Origin of the sequence: Humibacter sp. RRB41, from assembly GCF_022761015.1 — a bacterium.
GTDB lineage: Bacteria > Actinomycetota > Actinomycetes > Actinomycetales > Microbacteriaceae > Humibacter.
In genome coordinates this window covers 376,394-396,192 of the sequence record NZ_JAKWJQ010000003.1, presented here as the reverse complement: position 1 = coordinate 396,192, position 19,799 = coordinate 376,394, and the positions used below count along the sequence as shown (strand labels likewise).

21 protein-coding genes are annotated in these 19,799 nt (G+C 65.3%); 4 read left to right on the top strand and 17 right to left on the bottom strand.

The window, feature by feature from the left end; translation table 11 throughout:
- Positions 1 to 28: 28 nt before the first annotated feature.
- From MJ603_RS10460 to MJ603_RS10445, 4 genes are all read right to left on the bottom strand, one after another.
- Positions 29 to 2,002: an ABC transporter ATP-binding protein gene (locus MJ603_RS10460; RefSeq protein ID WP_279239138.1), complete on the bottom strand. Its 1,974-nt coding sequence runs from the start codon at positions 2,000 to 2,002 to the stop codon at positions 29 to 31.
- Positions 1,999 to 3,732 carry an ABC transporter ATP-binding protein gene (locus tag MJ603_RS10455; protein WP_243063652.1) on the bottom strand — a complete coding sequence of 578 codons (1,734 nt, stop codon included), beginning with the start codon at positions 3,730 to 3,732 and terminating at the stop codon, positions 1,999 to 2,001. The genes MJ603_RS10460 and MJ603_RS10455 overlap by 4 nt, the downstream gene beginning before the upstream one ends.
- 15 nt (positions 3,733 to 3,747) lie before the next feature.
- Positions 3,748 to 4,464 (bottom strand): TetR/AcrR family transcriptional regulator, encoded by a 717-nt coding sequence (locus tag MJ603_RS10450; RefSeq protein WP_243063651.1) that lies wholly within the window; start codon positions 4,462 to 4,464, stop codon positions 3,748 to 3,750.
- A gap of 98 nt (positions 4,465 to 4,562) precedes the next feature.
- Positions 4,563 to 5,345 carry a hypothetical protein gene (locus MJ603_RS10445; protein WP_243063650.1) on the bottom strand — a complete coding sequence of 261 codons (783 nt, stop codon included), beginning with the start codon at positions 5,343 to 5,345 and terminating at the stop codon, positions 4,563 to 4,565.
- A gap of 119 nt (positions 5,346 to 5,464) precedes the next feature.
- Between MJ603_RS10445 and MJ603_RS10440 the strand changes: the two genes are divergently transcribed.
- Both MJ603_RS10440 and MJ603_RS10435 read left to right on the top strand, forming a co-directional pair.
- A complete protein-coding gene (locus MJ603_RS10440; protein WP_243063649.1) occupies positions 5,465 to 5,953 on the top strand; it encodes a methylated-DNA--[protein]-cysteine S-methyltransferase in 489 nt (162 codons plus the stop codon).
- Positions 5,950 to 6,576, top strand: coding sequence for a DNA-3-methyladenine glycosylase I (locus tag MJ603_RS10435; protein WP_243063648.1), 627 nt, complete (start codon positions 5,950 to 5,952; stop codon positions 6,574 to 6,576). The genes MJ603_RS10440 and MJ603_RS10435 overlap by 4 nt, the downstream gene beginning before the upstream one ends.
- A gap of 320 nt (positions 6,577 to 6,896) precedes the next feature.
- Here MJ603_RS10435 and MJ603_RS10430 read toward each other — a convergent pair whose 3' ends face one another.
- From MJ603_RS10430 to MJ603_RS10370, 13 genes are all read right to left on the bottom strand, one after another.
- A complete protein-coding gene (locus MJ603_RS10430; protein ID WP_243063647.1) occupies positions 6,897 to 7,694 on the bottom strand; it encodes a YaaA family protein in 798 nt (265 codons plus the stop codon).
- A 10-nt stretch (positions 7,695 to 7,704) separates the two neighbouring features.
- Positions 7,705 to 8,280, bottom strand: coding sequence for an ATP-binding protein (locus tag MJ603_RS10425; protein ID WP_243063646.1), 576 nt, complete (start codon positions 8,278 to 8,280; stop codon positions 7,705 to 7,707).
- Between the two features lie 29 nt (positions 8,281 to 8,309).
- Positions 8,310 to 8,570, bottom strand: a complete 261-nt coding sequence (locus tag MJ603_RS10420; protein ID WP_243063645.1) for a F0F1 ATP synthase subunit epsilon — start codon at positions 8,568 to 8,570, stop codon at positions 8,310 to 8,312.
- Between the two features lie 2 nt (positions 8,571 to 8,572).
- Entirely contained in the window at positions 8,573 to 10,051 is a 1,479-nt protein-coding gene (gene atpD, locus MJ603_RS10415) for a F0F1 ATP synthase subunit beta (RefSeq protein WP_243063644.1), read from the bottom strand.
- 30 nt (positions 10,052 to 10,081) lie between these two features.
- On the bottom strand, positions 10,082 to 10,978 hold the full coding sequence (locus tag MJ603_RS10410; RefSeq protein WP_243063643.1) for a F0F1 ATP synthase subunit gamma: 897 nt from the start codon (positions 10,976 to 10,978) through the stop codon (positions 10,082 to 10,084).
- Between the two features lie 38 nt (positions 10,979 to 11,016).
- Positions 11,017 to 12,654, bottom strand: coding sequence for a F0F1 ATP synthase subunit alpha (gene atpA / locus MJ603_RS10405; protein ID WP_243063642.1), 1,638 nt, complete (start codon positions 12,652 to 12,654; stop codon positions 11,017 to 11,019).
- 35 nt (positions 12,655 to 12,689) lie between these two features.
- Complete coding sequence (locus MJ603_RS10400) at positions 12,690 to 13,481, bottom strand: F0F1 ATP synthase subunit delta (RefSeq protein ID WP_243063641.1); 792 nt, start codon at positions 13,479 to 13,481, stop codon at positions 12,690 to 12,692.
- Positions 13,482 to 14,042, bottom strand: a complete 561-nt coding sequence (locus MJ603_RS10395; RefSeq protein WP_243063640.1) for a F0F1 ATP synthase subunit B — start codon at positions 14,040 to 14,042, stop codon at positions 13,482 to 13,484.
- 44 nt (positions 14,043 to 14,086) lie between these two features.
- Positions 14,087 to 14,308 carry a F0F1 ATP synthase subunit C gene (atpE, locus tag MJ603_RS10390; protein ID WP_243063639.1) on the bottom strand — a complete coding sequence of 74 codons (222 nt, stop codon included), beginning with the start codon at positions 14,306 to 14,308 and terminating at the stop codon, positions 14,087 to 14,089.
- Between the two features lie 49 nt (positions 14,309 to 14,357).
- The gene (gene atpB / locus MJ603_RS10385) at positions 14,358 to 15,170 is read right to left on the bottom strand and encodes a F0F1 ATP synthase subunit A (protein WP_243063638.1); all 813 of its coding nucleotides are present in this window, start codon (positions 15,168 to 15,170) and stop codon (positions 14,358 to 14,360) included.
- A gap of 106 nt (positions 15,171 to 15,276) precedes the next feature.
- On the bottom strand, positions 15,277 to 15,753 hold the full coding sequence (locus MJ603_RS10380; protein ID WP_243063637.1) for a hypothetical protein: 477 nt from the start codon (positions 15,751 to 15,753) through the stop codon (positions 15,277 to 15,279).
- 47 nt (positions 15,754 to 15,800) lie between these two features.
- Complete coding sequence (locus MJ603_RS10375; RefSeq protein WP_243063636.1) at positions 15,801 to 17,072, bottom strand: MraY family glycosyltransferase; 1,272 nt, start codon at positions 17,070 to 17,072, stop codon at positions 15,801 to 15,803.
- Positions 17,069 to 17,779, bottom strand: coding sequence for an L-threonylcarbamoyladenylate synthase (locus tag MJ603_RS10370; RefSeq protein WP_243063635.1), 711 nt, complete (start codon positions 17,777 to 17,779; stop codon positions 17,069 to 17,071). Before MJ603_RS10370 ends, MJ603_RS10375 begins: the two co-directional genes overlap by 4 nt.
- Positions 17,780 to 17,979: 200 nt before the next feature.
- Between MJ603_RS10370 and MJ603_RS10365 the strand changes: the two genes are divergently transcribed.
- Complete coding sequence (locus MJ603_RS10365) at positions 17,980 to 18,972, top strand: ABC transporter ATP-binding protein (RefSeq protein ID WP_243063634.1); 993 nt, start codon at positions 17,980 to 17,982, stop codon at positions 18,970 to 18,972.
- Positions 18,969 to 19,775: an ABC transporter permease gene (locus tag MJ603_RS10360; RefSeq protein ID WP_243063633.1), complete on the top strand. Its 807-nt coding sequence runs from the start codon at positions 18,969 to 18,971 to the stop codon at positions 19,773 to 19,775. Before MJ603_RS10365 ends, MJ603_RS10360 begins: the two co-directional genes overlap by 4 nt.
- The last annotated feature ends 24 nt before the right edge of the window (positions 19,776 to 19,799 follow it).

Below are 19,799 nucleotides of genomic sequence, written 5' to 3'. Positions count from 1 at the left end.
CGGCGATGCGTCGCCCACCAGCCGTCGATCACACGTCGTCGATGACCGCTCCGGCGAATTGTGCGTTGTACAACGAGTAGTAGGCGCCACCCGCCGCGAGCAGCTGTGAGTGCGTCCCCTGTTCGACGATCGACCCCGACTCCATGACCAGGATGAGATCGGCGTCGCGAATCGTGGAGAGCCGGTGGGCGATCACGAAGCTTGTGCGACCGGCGCGCAGAGCGCTCATCGCCTTCTGCACGAGCAGCTCGGTGCGGGTGTCGACCGAGCTCGTCGCCTCGTCGAGGATGAGCACGCTCGGCCGCGCCAGGAAAGCCCTGGCGATGGTCAGCAGCTGCTTCTCGCCCGCGCTCACGTTCGAGGCGTCGTCGTCGAGGCGCGTGTCGTAGCCGTCTGGCAGCGATCGCACGAATCGGTCGACATAGCTGGCCTGGGCGGCGGCGATGATCTCGTCTTCCGTCGCATCCGGCCTGCCGTACGCGATGTTCTCTCTGATCGTTCCCGCGAACAGCCAGGTGTCCTGCAACACCATGCCCACCCTGCTTCGCAGGTCGCGCCTGGTCATCTCGGTGATGTCGGTGCCGTCGAGGGTGATCCGTCCTGAGTCGACTTCGTAGAACCGCATGATGAGATTCACCAGTGTCGTCTTGCCGGCCCCGGTAGGACCGACGATCGCGACCGTCTGCCCCGGCTCGGCGACGAGGGACAGATCATCGATCAATGGCTTGTCATCGACGTAGCGGAAGGACACGTCGTCGAACTCGAGACGGCCCTTGGTCGTCCCGATGCTCGCCGGCTGCTCCGGATCCTCGGACTGTTCGTCGGCATCCAGCAACGCGAAGACGCGCTCGGACGACGCAACGCCCGACTGCAGCAGGTTGGCCATCGATCCGAGCTGGGCGAGCGGCTGAGTGAACTGCCGCGAGTACTGGATGAACGCCTGAACGTCTCCGATCTGGATGGCGCCGGCGGCGACCTGCAAGCCGCCGACGACGGCGATCCCCACGTAGACGAGGTTTCCGACGAACGTCATCGACGGCATGATGATGCCGGAGACGAACTGCGCACCGAAGCTCGCCCTGTACAGTTCCTCGTTCTTCGTCGCGAACTTCGCATTCACCTCGCGCTGCCTGCCGAAGACCTTCACGATCGCGTGACCGGTGAAGGTCTCCTCGATCTGCGCATTGAGCATGCCGGTGTTCTTCCACTGCGCGACGAACATCTTCTGCGAGCGCTTCGCGATCACCATGGTCACGACGATCGTGATCGGCACCGACACGAGCGCGATCAGCGCGAGCAGGGGCGAGATCACGAACATGATGACGAGCACGCCGAGCACGGTCAGCAGTGACGTGACCACCTGGCTCATGGTCTGTTGAAGGCTCTGCTGGATGTTGTCGATGTCGTTCGTCACACGGCTGAGGAGCTCTCCGCGCTGCATGGAGTCGAAGTACTTCAGCGGCAGCCGGTGGATCTTCTCCTCGACCTCCTTGCGCAGCCGGTAGACGGTGCGCATCGTGATCCCGTTCAGGATGTATGCCTGCAGCCAGCTGAACACGGATGCCGCGACATAGAGCGCGAGCACCAGCATCAGAATGTGCGACAACGCCGTGAAGTCGATGCCGTGACCGGGGTTCAGGTTCACGCCGCTGAGCATGTCGGCCATCTGTCCCTGGCCGTTCTTGCGCATGCCCTCCAGCACCTGCGCCTTGGACGTTCCGGCCGGCAAGCTCTTGGAGATGAAGCCCGCGACGATGATGTTGGTGCCTTCACCGAGCAGCTTCGGGCCCAGTACCGAGCACGTGACGCTGATCACCGTGAGGATCACGACGAACACCAGCCCGATGGCCTCAGGCCGAAGACGTCCGGCGAGCCGCTTCGCGCTCGGGCCGAAATTCTGCGCCTTCTCGGCGGGCATGCCAGCTCCTCCGAAGGGGCCGCCGCCACCGGGGCCACGGCGTGGAGCCGGCGGGCGTTCCGTCGTCGTTCGGGTCTCGCTCATGCTGCTTCCTCCGCCGCGAGCTGGGACGACACGATCTCCGCGTACGTCTCGGATGTCTCCAGCAACTCCTCGTGCGTGCCTGCGCCGACGATCCGTCCGTTCTCGAGCACCAGGATCTGGTCGGCATCGATGATGGTCGAGACGCGCTGGGCGACGATCACGAACGTCGAACCTCGTTCCTTCTGCTTGAGTGCTCGCCGCAGACGGGCATCCGTCGCCAGGTCGAGCGCCGAGAACGAGTCGTCGAAGACGTAGATCTCCGCGCGCTTGACGAGGGCTCGAGCGATGGCGAGCCGCTGCCTCTGCCCGCCGGAGACGTTCGTGCCACCTTGTGTGATCTCGGCTTCGAGGCCGCCCTCCATCGCCTCGACGAAGTCGCGCGCCTGTGCGATCTCGAGCGCGCGCCAAAGGGCCTCGTCATCGGCATCCGGGTCGCCGTAGCGCAGATTGGATGCCACGGTGCCCGAGAACAGGTACGGCTTCTGCGGCACCAGCCCGATGCGGGACCACAGCACGTCGGCATCGAGCTCCGCGACATCGACGCCGTCGATCAGCACCGAGCCGCTCGTCGCATCGAAGAGCCGTGGCAGCAGGTTGATCAGCGTCGTCTTGCCCGAACCCGTCGATCCGATGATGGCCACGGTCTGCCCAGGCTCGATGCGCACGTTGATGTCGCTGAGCACGGGGTCCTCGGCGCCGGGGTAGGCGAACCCCACCTCGAAGAGCTCGACGCTGCCGTGCTCGCCGAGTTCGGTCACCGGGTGCTCGGCCATCTTCACCGTCGAATCGGTCTGCAGCACCTCGCCGATTCGATCTGCACACACTGCCGCTCGCGGGACCATGACGAACATGAACGTCGCCATCATCACGCCCATCAAGATCTGCATCAGGTAGCTCAGGAAGGCGGTCAACGTGCCGACCTGGAGCGATCCGTCGTCGATGCGGAAGGCACCGAACCAGATCACCGCGACGCTGGAGATGTTCAGAACGAGCATCACTGTCGGGAACATCAGCGCCATCAGACGTCCGGCCTTCAGAGCGGTCTCCGTGACATCGGCGTTCGCCGTGCGGAACCTGTCGCGCTCGATGTCCTCACGGACGAAAGCACGGACGACGCGGATGCCTGTCAGCTGCTCCCGCAGAACCCGGTTGACCTGGTCGATCCGCACCTGCATCTTGCGGAACTGCGGCACCATCCTCCAGATGATCAGAACGACGCAGATCAACAGGAGCGGGACGCTGACCGCGATCAGCCACGACATCCCGAAATCCTGCTGCATCGCGAGAATGATGCCGCCGATGCAGAGGATCGGCGCGGAGACCAGGAGCGTGCAGGTCATCAGCACGAGCATCTGCACCTGCTGAACGTCATTCGTGTTGCGCGTGATCAAGGACGGCGCTCCGAACTTCGTGACCTCGCGCTCGGAGAACGCTCCGACGTGCGAGAACAGCGCTCCTCGCAGATCGCGCCCGAGCCGCATGGCCGCCTTCGCGCCGAAGTAGACGGCGACGATGTTGCAGACCACCTGACCGAGCGTGATCACGAGCATGAATCCGCCGTTGGCCATGATGTAGCCGGTGTCGCCCTTGATCACGCCCTGATCGATCAGGTCCGCGTTGAGCGTCGGCAGGTACAGCGAGGCGAAGGACTGCAGAAGCTGGAAGACGACGACGCCGACCAGCAGCGGCCAGTGCGGCCGCAGGTAGTGCGTGAGCAATTTCATCAACATGGTGTCGTCCTGGTTTCAGACATGGGCAGACAGGTCTTCGGTCGTAGTGGATTCGGCGACGGGCCCGCCCCGCGGTTCGGAGGTTCGGTCCCGCGTGCGTGCGCGCACGGCGGCTCGCTTGACCGCGGCATCCTCTTCGCCCGCCGCTGAGTCGCCCGCAATGCCGTACACGATCAATCGCGCGAGCTCGGCGTCGTCGAACGGAATGGTCCGATTGAAGACGGGGATCGCGGTGGCGAATGCCATCAGGCGCAGGTACGGCGCGACGTCCTCCGGAGGCACATTGAGACGCTCGAGCTCGGGCTCCACGAGCTTCGAGACGATCGCCACGTACTCCGAGCCCTGCTGGGGCGACCTGCGCTGCAGATGAGGCGGTTCGCTTCCCGTGTAACCGAGAGCCGACATGATGCTGATCACGCCGTGGAACCGGTCGCGAAGCATCCGCAGAATCGCCCCGATCTTGTCCTCCAGCGGCAGTGTCGGATCGATCTCGCGCAGGTGCGCCTGCAGCGGGGCCGGGTCGAGATAGGCGTCCGCAGCTTCACGCAGCAGAGTCTCTTTGTCACCGAAGACGCGGAAGATCGTTCCCTCCGCCACTCCGGCGGCCTCGGCGATCTGACGCGACGTGAGGGATGCCCCGTGCTCGATCATCACAGGGATGACCGCGGTGATGATGGCCGCTTTGCGCTCCTCGGGAGGGAGGGGGCTGGCACGGTTGGGGATCTTCGGCACCCGGCGATGCTAACTGAGTGTGCGCTCACTCCGCAAGAATGAACTGCCGAAATCTCCCACGTGTCCGACCGTTGCGAACGGTTCGGAAGAACCGCGGCTCAGGATGCGGTGAGCACCGTGAACTCTCGCGAGTACGCGGGCGAACCTGCAGCCTCCCGCCAGGTGACCCTGATGCGCGGCGGCGGCGCTCCCCTGGCCGCCATCACGCGGAACTGCAGCACGTCGTCGCGATCGACGTCGCGTGGAATGACCTCGTCGGGACGCACGTACTTCGGCGGAACCGTCGCGTCGGACAGCAGTGCGTCGCGCGCCGACGCGAGGCCGGTGTTGCGCAACGCCCAGATGCCGCCGCGCACGCGCTCCAATCGCCAGGCGACCTGCACCACCCGCTCCGTCGCGCCGGTGTCAGAACCTGCGACGTCGTGGTCCTCCGCACGACGAACCGTCGCGTGTCCGACCGGAGGCGTCTCATCGGTTGCAGTTGTCTCGTCGTCCGTCTCGACCTCGTCGAGGGTGACGACGGGCCGTGTCGCGTTCTCGATCGCCGCCCGCGCCTCGGCATCCGCGTGCTCCGCCTTGTCGGAGGCGGCCTCCGCCTCTCGTCGGCTCGCGGCCGCAGCGGCCGATGCCTGGGCTGCGGCCTGCGCGGCACGTCCGGCCTGCTGTGTCGCGGATGCCGCCTCGCGGCGTGCCTGCGCCACCTGCGACTCGAGATGTTCCACACCGGCCGCGGCCGCGTGCGCCGTGGTCTCTGCTCGGGCGACGGCCGCGGCAGCCACCGCTGCACGATCGTCAGCCGCGCGAGCACGAACGAGTGCGACGACAGCGAAAGCTACGGCGACGAGCGCGAAGACCAGGCAAAGCACATCCAGCAGGACCACACGGAAATTCTAGGCAATGCCGGCGACGGCTCGTCGTCCCCAGCCCAAGCATCAGCCATGGATTCCCCAAGAACAGCAGCGCCCGTCTCGCAGTCGGTCGTTCTGCGTAGCCTCATCACATGCACGGCTACCTGGTCCGAATCCCGAGCCCGATCGGACGACTCGAGCTCACCGCCGACGCGACGAGTGTCACGTCCCTCACCATCGAGCGCGATGGCGCCCTCCCCCACGATCCGCTCCCCGAGAATCCCAACGACGTGCTGGCGCTTGCGTGCCGGCAGCTCGACGAATACTTCGCCGGCACGAGGCAGACCTTCGACGTTCCTCTGAACCCCGACGGCACGGAGTTCCAGTGTGCGATCTGGGACGAGCTGTCCCGCGTTCCCTGGGGCGAGCACACCACCTACGGAGCACTCGGTTCTGCGGTCGGCAAGCCGACGGCGGGCCGCGCGGTCGGCGGCGCGATCGGCGCGAATCGCATTCCGCTCCTGATCGGATGCCATCGCGTGCTCGGCACCGACGGCCGCATCACCGGCTACAGTGCCGGTCAGGGCATCCCCACCAAACTCTGGTTACTCGAACACGAAGGGATCACGCTGGCGGCATGAGCGAGCAGACCGACTCCCCCGACGACACGGACTCCACGACATCGACGATTCGTCCGAACGTGCACGTCGCGGGCGACGGAATCGCACGCTGCGCGTGGGTCGGCGACGATTCCGAATACCAGCGCTACCACGACGAAGAGTGGGGAACACCGCTGCGCGACGACCGCGCCCTGTTCGAGAAGATCTGCCTCGAAGGCTTCCAGGCCGGTTTGTCGTGGCGCACCATCCTGCTGCGACGGGATGCCTTCCGTGCCGCGTTCTACGGATTCGACGTCGACCGCGTCGCGGCGATGAACGACGACGACGTCGAACGGCTGCTCCAGAACGCCGCCATCATCAGGCATCGCGGCAAGATCAACGCCACGATCCAGAACGCCAGAGCCACCAAAGAACTGACGGAACCGCTGACGGAATTGGTCTGGTCCTTTGTGCCGGAGGACGTTCGACCACGACCGGCGTCCCTGTCGGAGATTCCGGCGGTGACGCCGGAATCGACGGCACTCAGCCGCACGCTGCGAAGCAAGGGCTTCCGGTTCGTCGGTCCCACCACGATGTACGCGCTCATGCAGTCCGCCGGACTCGTCGACGATCACGTCACCGGCTGCTGGCGAGCGGTCGGCTGACCGGGATGGGTGAGCGCACGCCCCAGAGTTGAGGCCGGGCCGGCGTCTACGTGAATCCGGCGATCCTGACGGTGTGCCTCGTGATGACCGGCATCGCACATGCCCGACCGCAGGCGATCAGAATTCCGATCATCGCACCGTGAACGATTGCTCTGGCGCACGGAGGGGACGCACGCCGACTCCGTTTCGCCGACCCGACGGTATTGCGTGCGCCCGAATGGGAAAGCCTCGCGGCATTCATCACGAGCGCCCTGATTAGACGGCCGAAGGAGTCGCGATGTTCCCCGGTGCCGACCCCCGTGGCACACCGCAATGGTAGCTCAGCCGACCACCAGCAGCACCTCGTGATCGGCTGCGTATTCCATCCGGATTCCCGCGGAAGCGGCCCAGGTGACGAAACCGGCGACCGATCGAACCCTCGGCCGATCGAGGGCGTAAGCCCTCACGAGCAGCCCCTTCGCGTGCTTGTTGAAATGATTGAGGGCTCTTCGCCGTCCATCGTCGGACTCGGCGACGACGCGCACGAACACGGCATCGTCCCGCTCCCCCAGCGGACCGAGCGCCGCATAGGACTCCGACCGCAGGTCGATCAACGGACCGGGCACTTCGTTCAGCGCAGAGGTGACCGCTTCGGCCCAGAGGGTCCGCAGGCGAACGCCCGGTAGCCTCGAGGCTGCAGACATCCGGTAGTCGGGGATGCGGTCGAGAGCGCCGACGGGGCCGAAAACCGCCGAGTGGATCGCCACGGTGCGGCCGAGGTGACGTCGCGCTTCGGTGGGCAGCGTCGGGGCATCCAGAGCGTCGTAGAGGACTCCCGTGTAGCGATCGATCGCGGGCATCACGGGCGCCTCGTACAGCACGGCGTTGGCGGCCAGCTCTCCGACGAGGGTGGGAGGGACCCCCAGCGACTTCGCTGCCGCCTCCGCGTCATCCGATCGAGAGTGCACGACGAGCGCGTCCGCGGTCGTACGGCGGGCATCGGAGAGCGAGGGGAACCGCAGGCCTTCGATGTCGAGCGCGCTCCGCCCGCGTCCTCCCGGTCGTTTCGATTCCGACGGCGGAAGGAGGATCAGCACTGTTGTGCGCCGGGTGTGGACGGCGCGATCCGCAGATCGCACGGCCCACTGGTCACGGGGCGATGAACCTGATGGCCGCGTCCACGTTCTGCCCGAGCGAATTCACCGTGTCGACCGTGATGCGAGGCAGTTCGGCGCATTCGCCCTTCCATTCCTGGTAGTCCTCGAGACTCTGCTCGACCGCGCGCCACGATGTCTCCTCCACGTGCGGAAGATTGCGCACACGCTTCTCGAGACGATCCCTGTGCAGGTCGGCGTCGGAGCAGGCCACCTCGATGACGCGCAGCGGTACTTCGGCTCGCGCAGCGAGGTCCCGCCACTGCAAACGAGCGGGCTCGACAGCGTTGACCGCGTCCACGATCACGGTGTGCCCCGACATGAGCACCTGCTCGGCGAGCGTCTCGGCGACCAGATACGCGGCGAGGCCCGTCGGCTGGTCCGAGTCGATGCCCGCGAGAAGGATCGCCGACTCGATCGGGTCGACAGAGACGATGGTCGCGCTCAATCTGGCGCTGAGCACCTCGGCGATGGTGGATTTCCCTGCACCGGGAAGTCCTGCCATCGCGATCAGCATCGGAACACGCACATCACCGAACTGTCGTTCGACGCGGTCGTCTTGTTCGGCCATCTCGTTCCCCTCGCCAGATGACGTTGCTGCTAAACGAGCTGAGCCTTGCCGGCGAGCACCGTGAGTTCGTTGTTCTCGAACGAGACGAATCCGTCTGCAGCGTTCGCGATCAGACGCTCACCACCAGGCAGAGTGATGCGCACCTCGCCCTCGGCCAGCACGCCGAGAACCGGCGTGTGACCGGGCAGAATTCCGATCTCGCCGATGACCGTGCGGGCGACCACCATGGACGCCTCGCCGGACCAGACCTCGGCGTCGGCCGAGACGACGCTGACCTTCAGAGTGGCCATGCTCAGCCATTCTCCTTCTGGATCTGCGCCCACTTGGCTTCGACATCGGAAATCCCGCCGACGTTGAAGAACGCCTGCTCTGCCACGTGGTCGAACTCGCCACGCGCGATCGCGTCGAACGACTCGATGGTGTCCTTCAGCGGAACCGTCGAGCCCTCGACACCGGTGAACTTCTTCGCCATGTACGTGTTCTGGGACAGGAACTGCTGAATGCGGCGAGCGCGAGAGACGGTGATCTTGTCTTCTTCGGAGAGCTCGTCGACACCCAGGATCGCGATGATCTCCTGCAGTTCCTTGTTCTTCTGCAGGATCTGCTTCACCGTGGTCGCCACGCGGTAGTGATCCTCGCCCAGGTACCGGGGGTCGAGGATGCGGCTCGTCGAGGACAGCGGGTCGACCGCGGGGTACAGACCCTGCGATGCGATCTCACGGGAGAGCTCGGTCGTCGCGTCGAGGTGCGCGAACGTCGTCGCCGGCGCCGGGTCGGTGTAGTCGTCGGCCGGCACGTAAATGGCCTGCAGCGATGTGATCGAGTGGCCACGCGTCGAGGTGATGCGCTCCTGGAGCACACCCATCTCGTCGGCGAGGTTCGGCTGGTAGCCAACGGCGGAGGGCATGCGGCCGAGAAGCGTCGACACCTCTGAGCCGGCCTGCGTGAAGCGGAAGATGTTGTCGATGAACAGCAGCACGTCCTGCTTCTGCACGTCGCGGAAGTACTCCGCCATCGTCAAGGCAGACAGCGCCACGCGAAGGCGGGTCCCCGGCGGCTCGTCCATCTGGCCGAACACGAGGGCGGTCTTGTCGAAGACGCCCGCCTCTTCCATCTCGTGGATCAGGTCGTTGCCCTCACGGGTACGCTCGCCGACACCAGCGAACACCGACACACCACCGTGGTCCTGCGCGACGCGCTGGATCATCTCCTGAATGAGCACTGTCTTGCCAACACCGGCACCTCCGAAGAGGCCGATCTTTCCACCCAGCACGTACGGGGTGAGCAGGTCGATGACCTTGATGCCGGTCTCGAACATCTGCGTCTTCGACTCGAGCTGGTCGAACGCGGGAGCCTTGCGGTGAATCGGCCACCGCTCGGTGATCTCGATCGTCTCGCCGGGCTCGGCGTTGAGCACCTCGCCGATGACGTTGAACACCCTGCCCTTGGTCACGTCGCCGACCGGCACGCTGATCGCAGCGCCGGTATCGCGCACCTCCTGGCCACGGACGAGACCGTCGGTCGGCTTCAGGGCGATGGCACGCACCAGGTCGTCACCGAGGTGCTGAGCGACCTCGAGCGTGATCTCGTGGGCTTCTTCTTCGTCGCCGGTGAACGAAATCGTCGTCTTGAGAGCGTTGTAGATCTCGGGAAGCGAGTCGTGCGGGAACTCGATGTCGACGACGGGGCCGGTGACGCGAGCGATGCGGCCGACGCCCGGCGTCGTGTCCGCTGCCGCGGCCTGAGTGTCGGCGGTGGCTGTCGGTGTCATTTCTTCTCTCTCTGTTTCGTCTAGAGACGCTTATTTGGTGGCCAGCGCGTCAGCGCCACCGACGATCTCGGAGATCTGCTGGGTGATCTCGGACTGGCGGGCGTTATTGGCCAAGCGTGTGTAGTTGGTGATGAGCTTGTCGGCATTGTCGCTCGCCGACTTCATCGCCTTCTGAGTGGCTGCGTGCTTCGCAGCAGCGGATTCGAGCAGCGCGTTGTACAGCCTGCTGTGGATGTAGGCGGGAAGCAACGCGTCGAGCACCGTGCTGGCATCCGGCTCGAACTCGTAGAGCGGAAGCGTCGACTTGTCTTCGACGGCGTCGACGCCTTCGACCAGCTCCAGCGGGAGAAGGCGCACGACCCTGGGGGTCTGCACGAGCATGCTGACGAAGCGGTTGTAGACGATGTGGATCTCGTCGACGCCGCCCTCCGCTGCATCCTTCGAGAACGCCGCTACCAGCTCTTCGCCGATCTCGAGCGCGTTGTCGAACGCAGGCGAATCGGTGATGCCGACCCAGTCCCTGATGCTCGAGCGCTTGCGGAAGGCGAAGAACCCGACGGCCTTACGCCCGACCAGGTAGAACACGACCTCTTTGCCCTGCGAGATGAGCAGGGACTCGAGTTCGAGCGCTTCGCGGATCACCTGCGAGTTGAACGCACCGGCCAGACCGCGGTCGGAAGAGAAGATCACGACCGCGGCGCGCTGCACGTTCTCAGGCTCGGTGGTGAGCAGGTGCGAGACGTTCGAGTGCGTCGCCACTGCCGACACGGCGCGGGTGATCGCCCGCGTGTATGGAGCGGATGCCTGCACACGAGCCTGCGCCTTGTAGATGCGGCTCGCCGAGATCAGCTCCATCGCGCGGGTGATCTTCTTCGTCGTCTGGGCGGAGCGGATGCGCTGCCGGTAGACCCGAAGTTGCGCTGCCATGGGACTCCTGTCTAGCTCTCGTAGTCGTTATCGGTCGTTCAGCGACGGCCGGTGACGATCTTCTCCTGGTCGACTTCCTCTTCCTCGATCGCCTCGTAGCGCTCACTGCCCGGCGCGACGAGGGGCTTGCCCTCACCCGTCTGGAACTCGAGCTTGAAGGCATCCACCGAGCGCTCGAGCGTGGCGACCGAGTCGTCGTCGAGAACGTTGGTGTCGCGCAGGGTGTCGAGAACTGTCGTGTTGCGGCGCAGGTAGTCGAGGAACTCCGACTCGAAGCGCAGGATGTCTTCCACGGGCACCTCGTCGAGCTTTCCATTGGTGCCGGCCCAGATCGAAACGACCTGCTCCTGCACCGGGAACGGCGAGTACTGCGGCTGCTTGAGCAACTCCGTGAGGCGTGCACCTCGGTCGAGCTGGCGACGGGATGCCGCGTCGAGGTCGGACGCGAACATCGAGAACGCCTCCAGCGCGCGGTACTGCGCGAGCTCGAGCTTCAGCGTTCCCGACACCTTCTTGATCGACTTGACCTGAGCGTCACCGCCGACACGCGAGACCGAGATGCCGACATCGACGGCCGGTCGCTGGTTCGCATTGAACAGGTCGGACTGCAAGAAGATCTGTCCGTCTGTGATCGAGATCACGTTGGTCGGAATGTAGGCGGACACGTCGTTCGCCTTGGTCTCGATGATCGGCAGGCCGGTCATCGAACCTGCGCCGAGCTCGTCGGACAGCTTCGCGCAACGCTCCAGCAGACGGGAGTGCAGGTAGAAGACGTCGCCCGGGTAGGCCTCGCGCCCCGGCGGGCGACGCAGCAGCAGCGAAACCGCGCGGTACGCCTCAGCCTGCTTCGACAGGTCGTCGAAAACGATCAGCACGTGCTTGCCCTCGTACATCCAGTGCTGGCCGATGGCCGAGCCGGTGTACGGAGCAAGGTACTTGAAGCCGGCCGGGTCGGATGCCGGAGCCGCGACGATCGTCGTGTACTCCATTGCGCCGGCGTCTTCGAGCGCACCCTTGACCGACGCGATGGTCGAGCCCTTCTGACCGATCGCGACGTAGATGCAGCGAACCTGCTTCGTCGGGTCCCCGGACTCCCAGTTGTCCTTCTGGTTGATGATCGTGTCGATCGCGATGGCCGTCTTACCGGTCTGGCGGTCGCCGATGATGAGCTGGCGCTGGCCGCGTCCGATCGGGATCATGGCGTCGATCGCCTTGATGCCGGTCTGCAACGGCTCGTGCACGCTCTTGCGCTGCATGACGCCTGGAGCCTGCAGCTCGAGGGCGCGACGGCCGACCGTCTCCACCGCGCCGAGACCGTCGATCGGGTTGCCCAGCGGGTCGACGACGCGGCCGAGGTAGCCATCGCCGACGGCGACGGAGAGCACCTCGCCGGTTCTCGTGACCGGCAGGCCCTCTTCGATGCCGGCGAACTCGCCGAGCACGACGACACCGATCTCGTTCTCGTCGAGGTTCAGCGCGAGGCCGAGAGTTCCGTCATCGAAACGAAGGAGCTCGTTGGCCATCGCACCGGGAAGCCCCTCGACGTGGGCGATGCCGTCCGCTGCATCGACGACGGCGCCGACCTCGGTCGCGACGACCGCCTCCGGCTCGTAGCCGGCGACGAAGTCTTTGAGTGCCGCCCGAATCTCGTCGGGGCTGATGCTGATGTCTGCCATTTCGTCTTCCTTGGTATGTACGTCGTGTGCCGGGGTCAGCCGGCGAGTCGAAGTCGTAGATCCGCGAGGCGGTTAGCGATGCTGCCGTCGATCATCTCGTCGCCGACCTGCACTCGCAGGCCTCCGACGAGCTCGGGGTCGACACTGAGGTTGAAGCGTGGGGTGCGTCCGTAGCGGGTGGTGAGCAGCGAGCGAAGTCGCTCGAGCTGCGCGTCGGTCGGCGTGGATGCCGCAGTGACCGTGACCACGATCGCGCCGGCATCTTGCGCCACGACTCCTGCGACGTGCGAGATGAGCTCGCCGATGCGACGGCCGCGCTGGTTCTGCACGATGTAGCGCACCAGCACCAGGCTCGCTTCGCTGATACGCCCCTTCATCAAACGGTCGACCAGCGCGACTCGCGGAGCGGGATCGCCGAGCTTGCTGCCCAGGGCGAGTTCGAGTTCCGGATCGCTTTCGACGGCCCTGGCGAAAGCGAACAGCTCGGACTCGATCGTGCCGTCGTCTCCGGAAGACCGGGCAAGGGCCCTGATGCCGATTTCTTCGATGCTGTCGAGCATCTGGGTGGAGTTCGACCACCGCGAGTCCGTCAAGCCGTGCAGCAGCTTCGATGCCGTCGGCTCGAGCGCACGGAAGATGGTTCCGATCAGCGCCGACTTCTCGGCAGCATCCACCGAGGGATCTGCCAGAACCGACCGCAACTGCGACGAGCCGTTGATGGCTCGCCCTGCCATGAGCAGTTGCTCGCCCGTCGTCAGGGTCACCCCGGACGCGGCGGCCAGTTCGGCCTCAGCGCGCTCGAAGGACTCTCTGGTAGCGGATCCCACTTACTTGCCCGCCTTCGACTTCTCGTCCGCGTCGAGGTCCGCGAGGAACTTGTCGACGATGGCGGTCGAGCGCTTGTCGTCGGAGAGCGCGTCGCCGACGACGGTGGATGCCAGGTCGAGAGCGAGCGTTCCGACATCCGAGCGGAGCGAGGCGAGTGCGGCTGCGCGCTCCGACTCGATCTGCACCTGGGCGTTGGCAGTGATGCGCGCTGCCTCGGACGAGGCCTGTTCCTTCAACTCCGCGATGATCGCCGCACCCTCGGTCCTGGCCTGCTCGCGGATGTGGCCGGCCTCGGAGCGAGCCTCTGCAAGCTGCGCCGTGTACTTCTCGAGCGCAGCATGGGCCTCGTTCTGCGCCTGCTCGGCCCGTTTGAGTCCGCCGTCGATCGCGTCGCGGCGTTCGTCAAGCAGCTTGTTGATCGCCGGCAACGCCTTCCAGATGAAGAACACCAGGATGATGACGAACGAGATCGTGCCCCAGATGAGGTCCGGAATGGCCGGGATCACCGGGTTCGGATTGCCCTCTGCCTGTGCTGCGGCACTGACGAATGCGGGAAGCATTCAGACTCCTTGAGTGTGCGGGTTGACTGTGCGAGAGGGTCCGCTTACGGAGCGGGGAACGGGATGAACGCGACGGCGATGGCGATGAAGCAGAGAGCTTCGGTGAGCGCGACGCCGAGGAACATCAGGGTCGTGAGGCGACCCTGCAGCTCGGGCTGGCGGGCGACAGACTCGATCGTCTTGCCGATCACGTAGCCGACGCCGATACCGGAGCCGATCACGGCGAGGCCGAAGGCCAGCGGGGCGAGTTGTCCGACGATATTCACGGGGTGATTCCTTTCGAAGGGTTGGTGAGAACGGTGCGCGGCGAGCAGATCAATGCTCGTCGACGACCGACAGCTGGATGTAGATGGAAGCCAGGATGGCGAAGACGTATGCCTGCAGCACCTCGATGAAGATCTCGAGCACCATGAAGATCAGACCGAAAGCGAAGGTTCCGACGCCGAGCAGGCCGATGAGGTTGCCGTCGGCGAGCACTGTGAAGAAGAAGAACTGCGTTGCGGTGAAGCACAGCACGAGCAACATGTGCCCGCCGATCATGTTCATCGTGAGTCGCAGCGCGAGTGTCACCGGCCGGACGATGAACGTGGACAGGAACTCCAGCGGCGTCAGCAGGATGTACAGGAACCACGGCACGCCAGGCGGGAACAGCGTGTCCTTCAGATACTTCCAGCCCTTTTCGCGGAAGCCGGCATGGATGAAGACACCCCACGTGATGATCGCGAGAACGGCAGGAAGACCGATGGCCGATGTGCCGGACAATTGCAGACCGGGGATGACTCCGGTGAGGTTCATTCCGAGAATCAGGAAGAACAGCGTCATGATGAACGCTTCGTATCGCTTGCCGAGGCGCTCGCCGAGCGGCTCATAGACGATGCCGTTGCGCACGAAACCGACCAAATACTCGAACCCGACCTGGGCGCGCGAGGGACGAAGCTTCAGATTGCGCGTCGCCAGCCAGAAGAAGAGCACCAACAACACCACGACCAGAATGCGAATGGCCATGAGCCGATTGATCTCGAACGGCGTTCCCGGAAACAGCAGGACCGGCGGAAAGAAGTCATCGATCGACGGACCCGTGAAACCCGAACCGTCGGCTTTGACAGACAACACTGTAGAAATAAGCATGGGCGTTAGCAGGGCATTCTCCGGCGTCTGTCGTTCGAAAGCGGAACGGGTCGGGGGGGCGCGACTAGCTTACCAAAGTCCACGACCTTCTTATGACGAGGCATCGTCACGACCGAGAGGTCTGGTCGGAAGACGTGCCCTGTTCCGCGCCGTCAGGCGCCTGCGGCAGCGTCACGTCGACGTATGGCACGCGTGCCCGGAGGAAGGCCAGGCAATCGATGACCAGCGAGCCGATCACCGCGATGATCACGGTGAAGAAGAACACCCGCCCGTCGAGCCACGACTGCCGACCCAGCAGAAGCAGGATCACGATGAAGAGGATCAGTTTCGCGACCCAGGTGCCGAGGATGATCCCGAAGAACTTGGGCGACGTCTGATCGCCCTTCGTCACACTGCCGGCAACGAGCATGCTGGCGGCTGTGAGGCCGAGGTAGACGGCGGCCGTCGCCGCGCCGAGAAGTCCGCCGTAGAGGCCCGCCGTGCCGCTGACGAACAGTCCGATCAGACCTGCGACGACTGCTACCGCCCCGGCGAAGATGGCTCCGTCGCGCAGGGCGAGCATCAACATGGGTCTGGCGCTCATCGGGGTTTTTGTCGGGGTGGCCGGCTCCAGGCGATCGCCGGAGTCTGTCATGGGGTCATTTCCTTCCTGGGTGGTGCTGGCATATCAGATGGTGAGATTTCGGATGCCGCGTCGAGCGGATCGAGGCGGGCAGCGGCATCCGGATCGGCGGACTGTTCACTCGCGGGCGTCGATTCGGCGATGGCCTCGATGCTCTTGCGTCGGCTCAGCGGTGCGAGCGTGAGCGCGGTGCACACGACGAGGCCGACGCAGAGGAACAGCACGGCCGGCCAGATGGGCTGGAACCAGAACAGCAGGCATCCGATCGAGACCACGGCGGTCCACGCGTAGAAGATCAGGACGGCCTGCAGGTGCGAGTGCCCCATGTCGAGCAGACGATGGTGCAGGTGTTTGCGATCGGCGCTGAACGGTGACTTGCCGGCTCGCACCCGCCGGAAGACGGCGAGGCCGAAGTCGAGCAACGGCACCACCAGCACGGCGAACGGCAGGATGATCGGGATGAACGCGGGGAACAGCGACCTCGCGCCGCCTTCCTCGAGAGCGACCGGGTCGATCTGCCCCGTGACGGCGATCGCGGAGGACGCCATCAGCAGCCCGATCAGCAGGGCGCCGGTGTCTCCCATGAACATGCGGGCCGGATGCCAGTTCAGCGGCAGGAATCCTGCGCACGCACCCACCAGGATGACGGCCAGCACCGATGCGAGGCTGAAGTAGTTCGAGGGGCTCGTCTTGACGGTGATCAGATAGCTGTAGATGAAGAACGCGCCGTTGGCGATCAGGGCGACGCCGGCAACCAGCCCATCGAGACCGTCGATGAAGTTGATGGCGTTCATCACGAGCACGATGGCGATCACCGTCATGGCCACGCTCATCCACGGGGATCCGACTGTCACTCCCCCGCCAAGGGGCAACGAGTAGATCTGCACGCCGAGCCAGGCGACGAGACCGGCGGCCACGAACTGGCCGGCGAGCTTCGTCATCCAGTCGAGATCCCACAGGTCGTCGGCGACGCCGATCACGACGATCAGCAGGGCGGCGCCGAGGATGGCCAGCACGGGTGTCGGGTCGGAGAAGACCACGCCGAGAAGCGGTCCGCCGAATCCGTGGAAGATCTGGGAGAACAGGTAGGCGACACCGAAGGCCACCACGATGCCGAGGAACATGGCGACGCCACCGAGGCGCGGAGTCGGCCTGGTGTGCACGTCGCGTTCGCGGATGCGCGGGTACAGCTTGAACTTCAGCGCCACCCGATAGACCACGATCGACAACACGAAGGTGACGATCGCCGTGATCAGTCCGATGACGAGCAGAAGAGTCATGTCTGCTGAGAGTCTTCCGCCGACTCGGTCTCGAGTGCGTCGCCGACGACCTGGCGGATCTGCTCGTCGCTGATGACGCCGTGCCTCAGGATGCGCAGCTTTCCGTCGCCTGCGGCGAGCGCGGTGGCATCCACGATGGTGGACGACGTCTCGGTCACGTCGGCCTCTGCGTAGTCGGCGCCGACCGATCCTCCGTCGAGGTACGCCACCACCGAGTCGCCGAGCATCTCCTCGGCCTCGTGCGCCGTGGTGGCGGCAGGCAGGCCCGTCTTGTTCGCCGACGACACGGCGAGCGGGCCTGTCGAGCGCAGAAGTGCGAGCGCGACCGGGTTGTTCGGCATGCGCAACGCGACGGTGCCCTTCGTCTCGCCGAGATCCCATGCCAACGAGGGCTGGGCGGGAAGCACGATGGTGAGACCGCCCGGCCAGAAAGCGCCGGCGAGGTCGCGCGCCTCTTGGGGCACTGTCTCGGCGAGTGCGTCGAGCGTGGTGAGCGCCGGGATCAGCACGGGCGGCGGCGACTGCCTCCCGCGCCCCTTGGCCTCGAGGAGGCTCGTGACGGCGGCGGCACTGAAAGCGTCGGCGCCGATGCCGTAGACGGTGTCGGTGGGAAGCACGATGAGGTCGCCGTTCTCAACGGCGGCGCGCGCCTGCTTGATGCCCTCGGCGAGGCCGTCGTCGTCGGAGCAGTCGTAGAAGGAAGTCATGACCGACCGATTCTAGGGGCGATTGAGGTGTGGCCGTTGGGAGCTTGCTCACAACGGCCACACCGATTGAGCCCGTGAGCGGCGTCAGCCGCGATAGAGGTGATCGACGCGAACCACACTGTTTACGTCGCATACTGTTTATGCTATACATTCTGAGTACGCCATACACAGTCAAGCGAATCGAACGAAGGGCAACGACGATGACGGCGATGAACCGGCTGCATGACCGCACCATCGAGGTGACGGGGCTGCGCAAGACATACGGAAAGCACGTGGTTCTCGATTCCGTGGACTTCAGTGTGGGGCGCGGCGAGATCTACGCCCTGCTCGGACCGAACGGCGCGGGCAAGACGACCACCATCAACATCCTCTCCACTCTGATCAAACCCGACGCAGGCACGGTCTCGATCGGCGGCGTCGACGTACTCTCCCGGCCGCAGGAGGCGCGACGGATGTTCGCACTCACCGGGCAGTACGCCTCGGTCGACGAGTTCCAGACCGGCGCGGAGAACCTCGCGATGATGGCGAGGCTCGGTCATCTCGGCACCAGGGCGCGGCGCACACGAGTGCGAGACCTGCTCGAGGCGTTCGACCTCACGGATGCCGCCGGCAAGCGGGTCGCCGACTACTCAGGTGGCATGCGGCGCAGGCTCGATCTGGCGATCAGCCTGATCGCGGCCCCGCCCGTGCTCTTTCTCGACGAGCCGACCACAGGACTCGACCCGCGAAGCCGAGCGGGGCTGTGGTCGCTCGTGGCCGAGCTCGCGGCGAACGGAACGACGATCCTGCTCACCACGCAGTACCTGGAAGAGGCCGAGCGTCTGGCCCATCGTGTCGGAGTGATCGACGGCGGAACGATCGTGGCGAGCGGAACTCCGGTGGAGCTCAAGGCCCAGGTGAGCGGAGAGCATCTGGTGTTCTCGTTCGCCACCGTCGACGACGTACAGCGTGCCGCCGCGCTGCGCCAGAACGCGGAGAGCGACCTCGATGAGCTCGCGGTGCGCGTTCCGACGGAGCACGCCGTTGCAGACATCCGCTCGTTCCTCGCCGACACAGCAGACCACGGCGTCGCGGTGACCGACATCGCGATCGCAGGCCCCAGCCTCGACGACGTGTTCCTCACCCTCACCGGGCACCAGGCACCTACTGGACGCCGGGCATCCGACACCAACGACAAGGAGAAGGCAGCATGACCGCGATCGAACTCGCACCGGGCATCCCCCGTTCGCACCACCAGGGATTCGGCACCGCAGTCGCCGACATCGCGACCATGACGGGCAGGGAGGTGCGTCGCACGCTGCGCGGCGTCGACTCGCTGATCACCGCGTTCGTCATACCGGTCTGCATCATGCTCGTGTTCGTCGTGATCTTCGGCGGAGCGATCGAGTCCGACGGAAACTACGTGAACTACGTCGTGCCGGGCACCCTGGTGCTGTGCCTCGGCTTCGGGTCGGCGTCGACAGCGATCGCCGTTGCGCAGGATGTCACGAGCGGCACCGTCAACAGGTTCAAGACGCTGCCGGTGTTCGGGTCGTCCGTGCTGTACGGCCACGTCGTCGCGAGCGTGGTACGCAACCTCGTCGCCTGCATCCCCGTTCTCGGAGTGGCGCTCCTGCTGGGCTACCGGCCGGCCGCGGAGTTCGGCGGCTGGGTCGGGGCGATCGCGTTCGCGGTGCTGATGATCCTGGCGTTCACCTGGCTCAGCGCTCTCGGCGGACTGCTGCTGAGCGTGGATGCCGCATCGTCGATCAACTTCGTGTTCCTCTTTCTGCCCTATCTCTCCAGCGGTTTCGTGCCGACGGACACGATGCCCGTCTGGTTGCGCGGGTTCGCCGATCACCAGCCCTACACGCCGATCATCGAGACCATGCGAGACCTGCTGAGCGGGACGGCGCCGGGAAACACCCTCTGGGTGGCGCTGGCGTGGATGCTCGGCATCCTGCTGGTGAGCTACGTCGGCGCGACGATCGTCTTCGCCAAGCGCGTCAAGGAATGAGCAGATCCCGCTCCGCGAGCCGCT

Bases quoted from the DNA above. Each gene is read 5' to 3' on its own strand.
- atpD (WP_243063644.1), bottom strand. From the start codon at position 10,051: ATGACACCGACAGCCACCGCCGACACTCAGGCCGCGGCAGCGGACACG.
- atpB (WP_243063638.1), bottom strand. From the start codon at position 15,170: ATGCTTATTTCTACAGTGTTGTCTGTCAAAGCCGACGGTTCGGGTTTC.
- MJ603_RS10455 (WP_243063652.1), bottom strand. From the start codon at position 3,732: ATGTTGATGAAATTGCTCACGCACTACCTGCGGCCGCACTGGCCGCTG.
- MJ603_RS10380 (WP_243063637.1), bottom strand. From the start codon at position 15,753: ATGAGCGCCAGACCCATGTTGATGCTCGCCCTGCGCGACGGAGCCATC.
- MJ603_RS10440 (WP_243063649.1), top strand. From the start codon at position 5,465: ATGCACGGCTACCTGGTCCGAATCCCGAGCCCGATCGGACGACTCGAG.
- MJ603_RS10395 (WP_243063640.1), bottom strand. From the start codon at position 14,042: ATGCTTCCCGCATTCGTCAGTGCCGCAGCACAGGCAGAGGGCAATCCG.
- MJ603_RS10435 (WP_243063648.1), top strand. From the start codon at position 5,950: ATGAGCGAGCAGACCGACTCCCCCGACGACACGGACTCCACGACATCG.
- MJ603_RS10420 (WP_243063645.1), bottom strand. From the start codon at position 8,570: ATGGCCACTCTGAAGGTCAGCGTCGTCTCGGCCGACGCCGAGGTCTGG.
- MJ603_RS10410 (WP_243063643.1), bottom strand. From the start codon at position 10,978: ATGGCAGCGCAACTTCGGGTCTACCGGCAGCGCATCCGCTCCGCCCAG.
- MJ603_RS10375 (WP_243063636.1), bottom strand. From the start codon at position 17,072: ATGACTCTTCTGCTCGTCATCGGACTGATCACGGCGATCGTCACCTTC.
- MJ603_RS10360 (WP_243063633.1), top strand. From the start codon at position 18,969: ATGACCGCGATCGAACTCGCACCGGGCATCCCCCGTTCGCACCACCAG.
- atpA (WP_243063642.1), bottom strand. From the start codon at position 12,654: ATGGCAGACATCAGCATCAGCCCCGACGAGATTCGGGCGGCACTCAAA.
- MJ603_RS10460 (WP_279239138.1), bottom strand. From the start codon at position 2,002: ATGAGCGAGACCCGAACGACGACGGAACGCCCGCCGGCTCCACGCCGT.
- MJ603_RS10365 (WP_243063634.1), top strand. From the start codon at position 17,980: ATGACGGCGATGAACCGGCTGCATGACCGCACCATCGAGGTGACGGGG.
- MJ603_RS10370 (WP_243063635.1), bottom strand. From the start codon at position 17,779: ATGACTTCCTTCTACGACTGCTCCGACGACGACGGCCTCGCCGAGGGC.
- MJ603_RS10425 (WP_243063646.1), bottom strand. From the start codon at position 8,280: ATGGCCGAACAAGACGACCGCGTCGAACGACAGTTCGGTGATGTGCGT.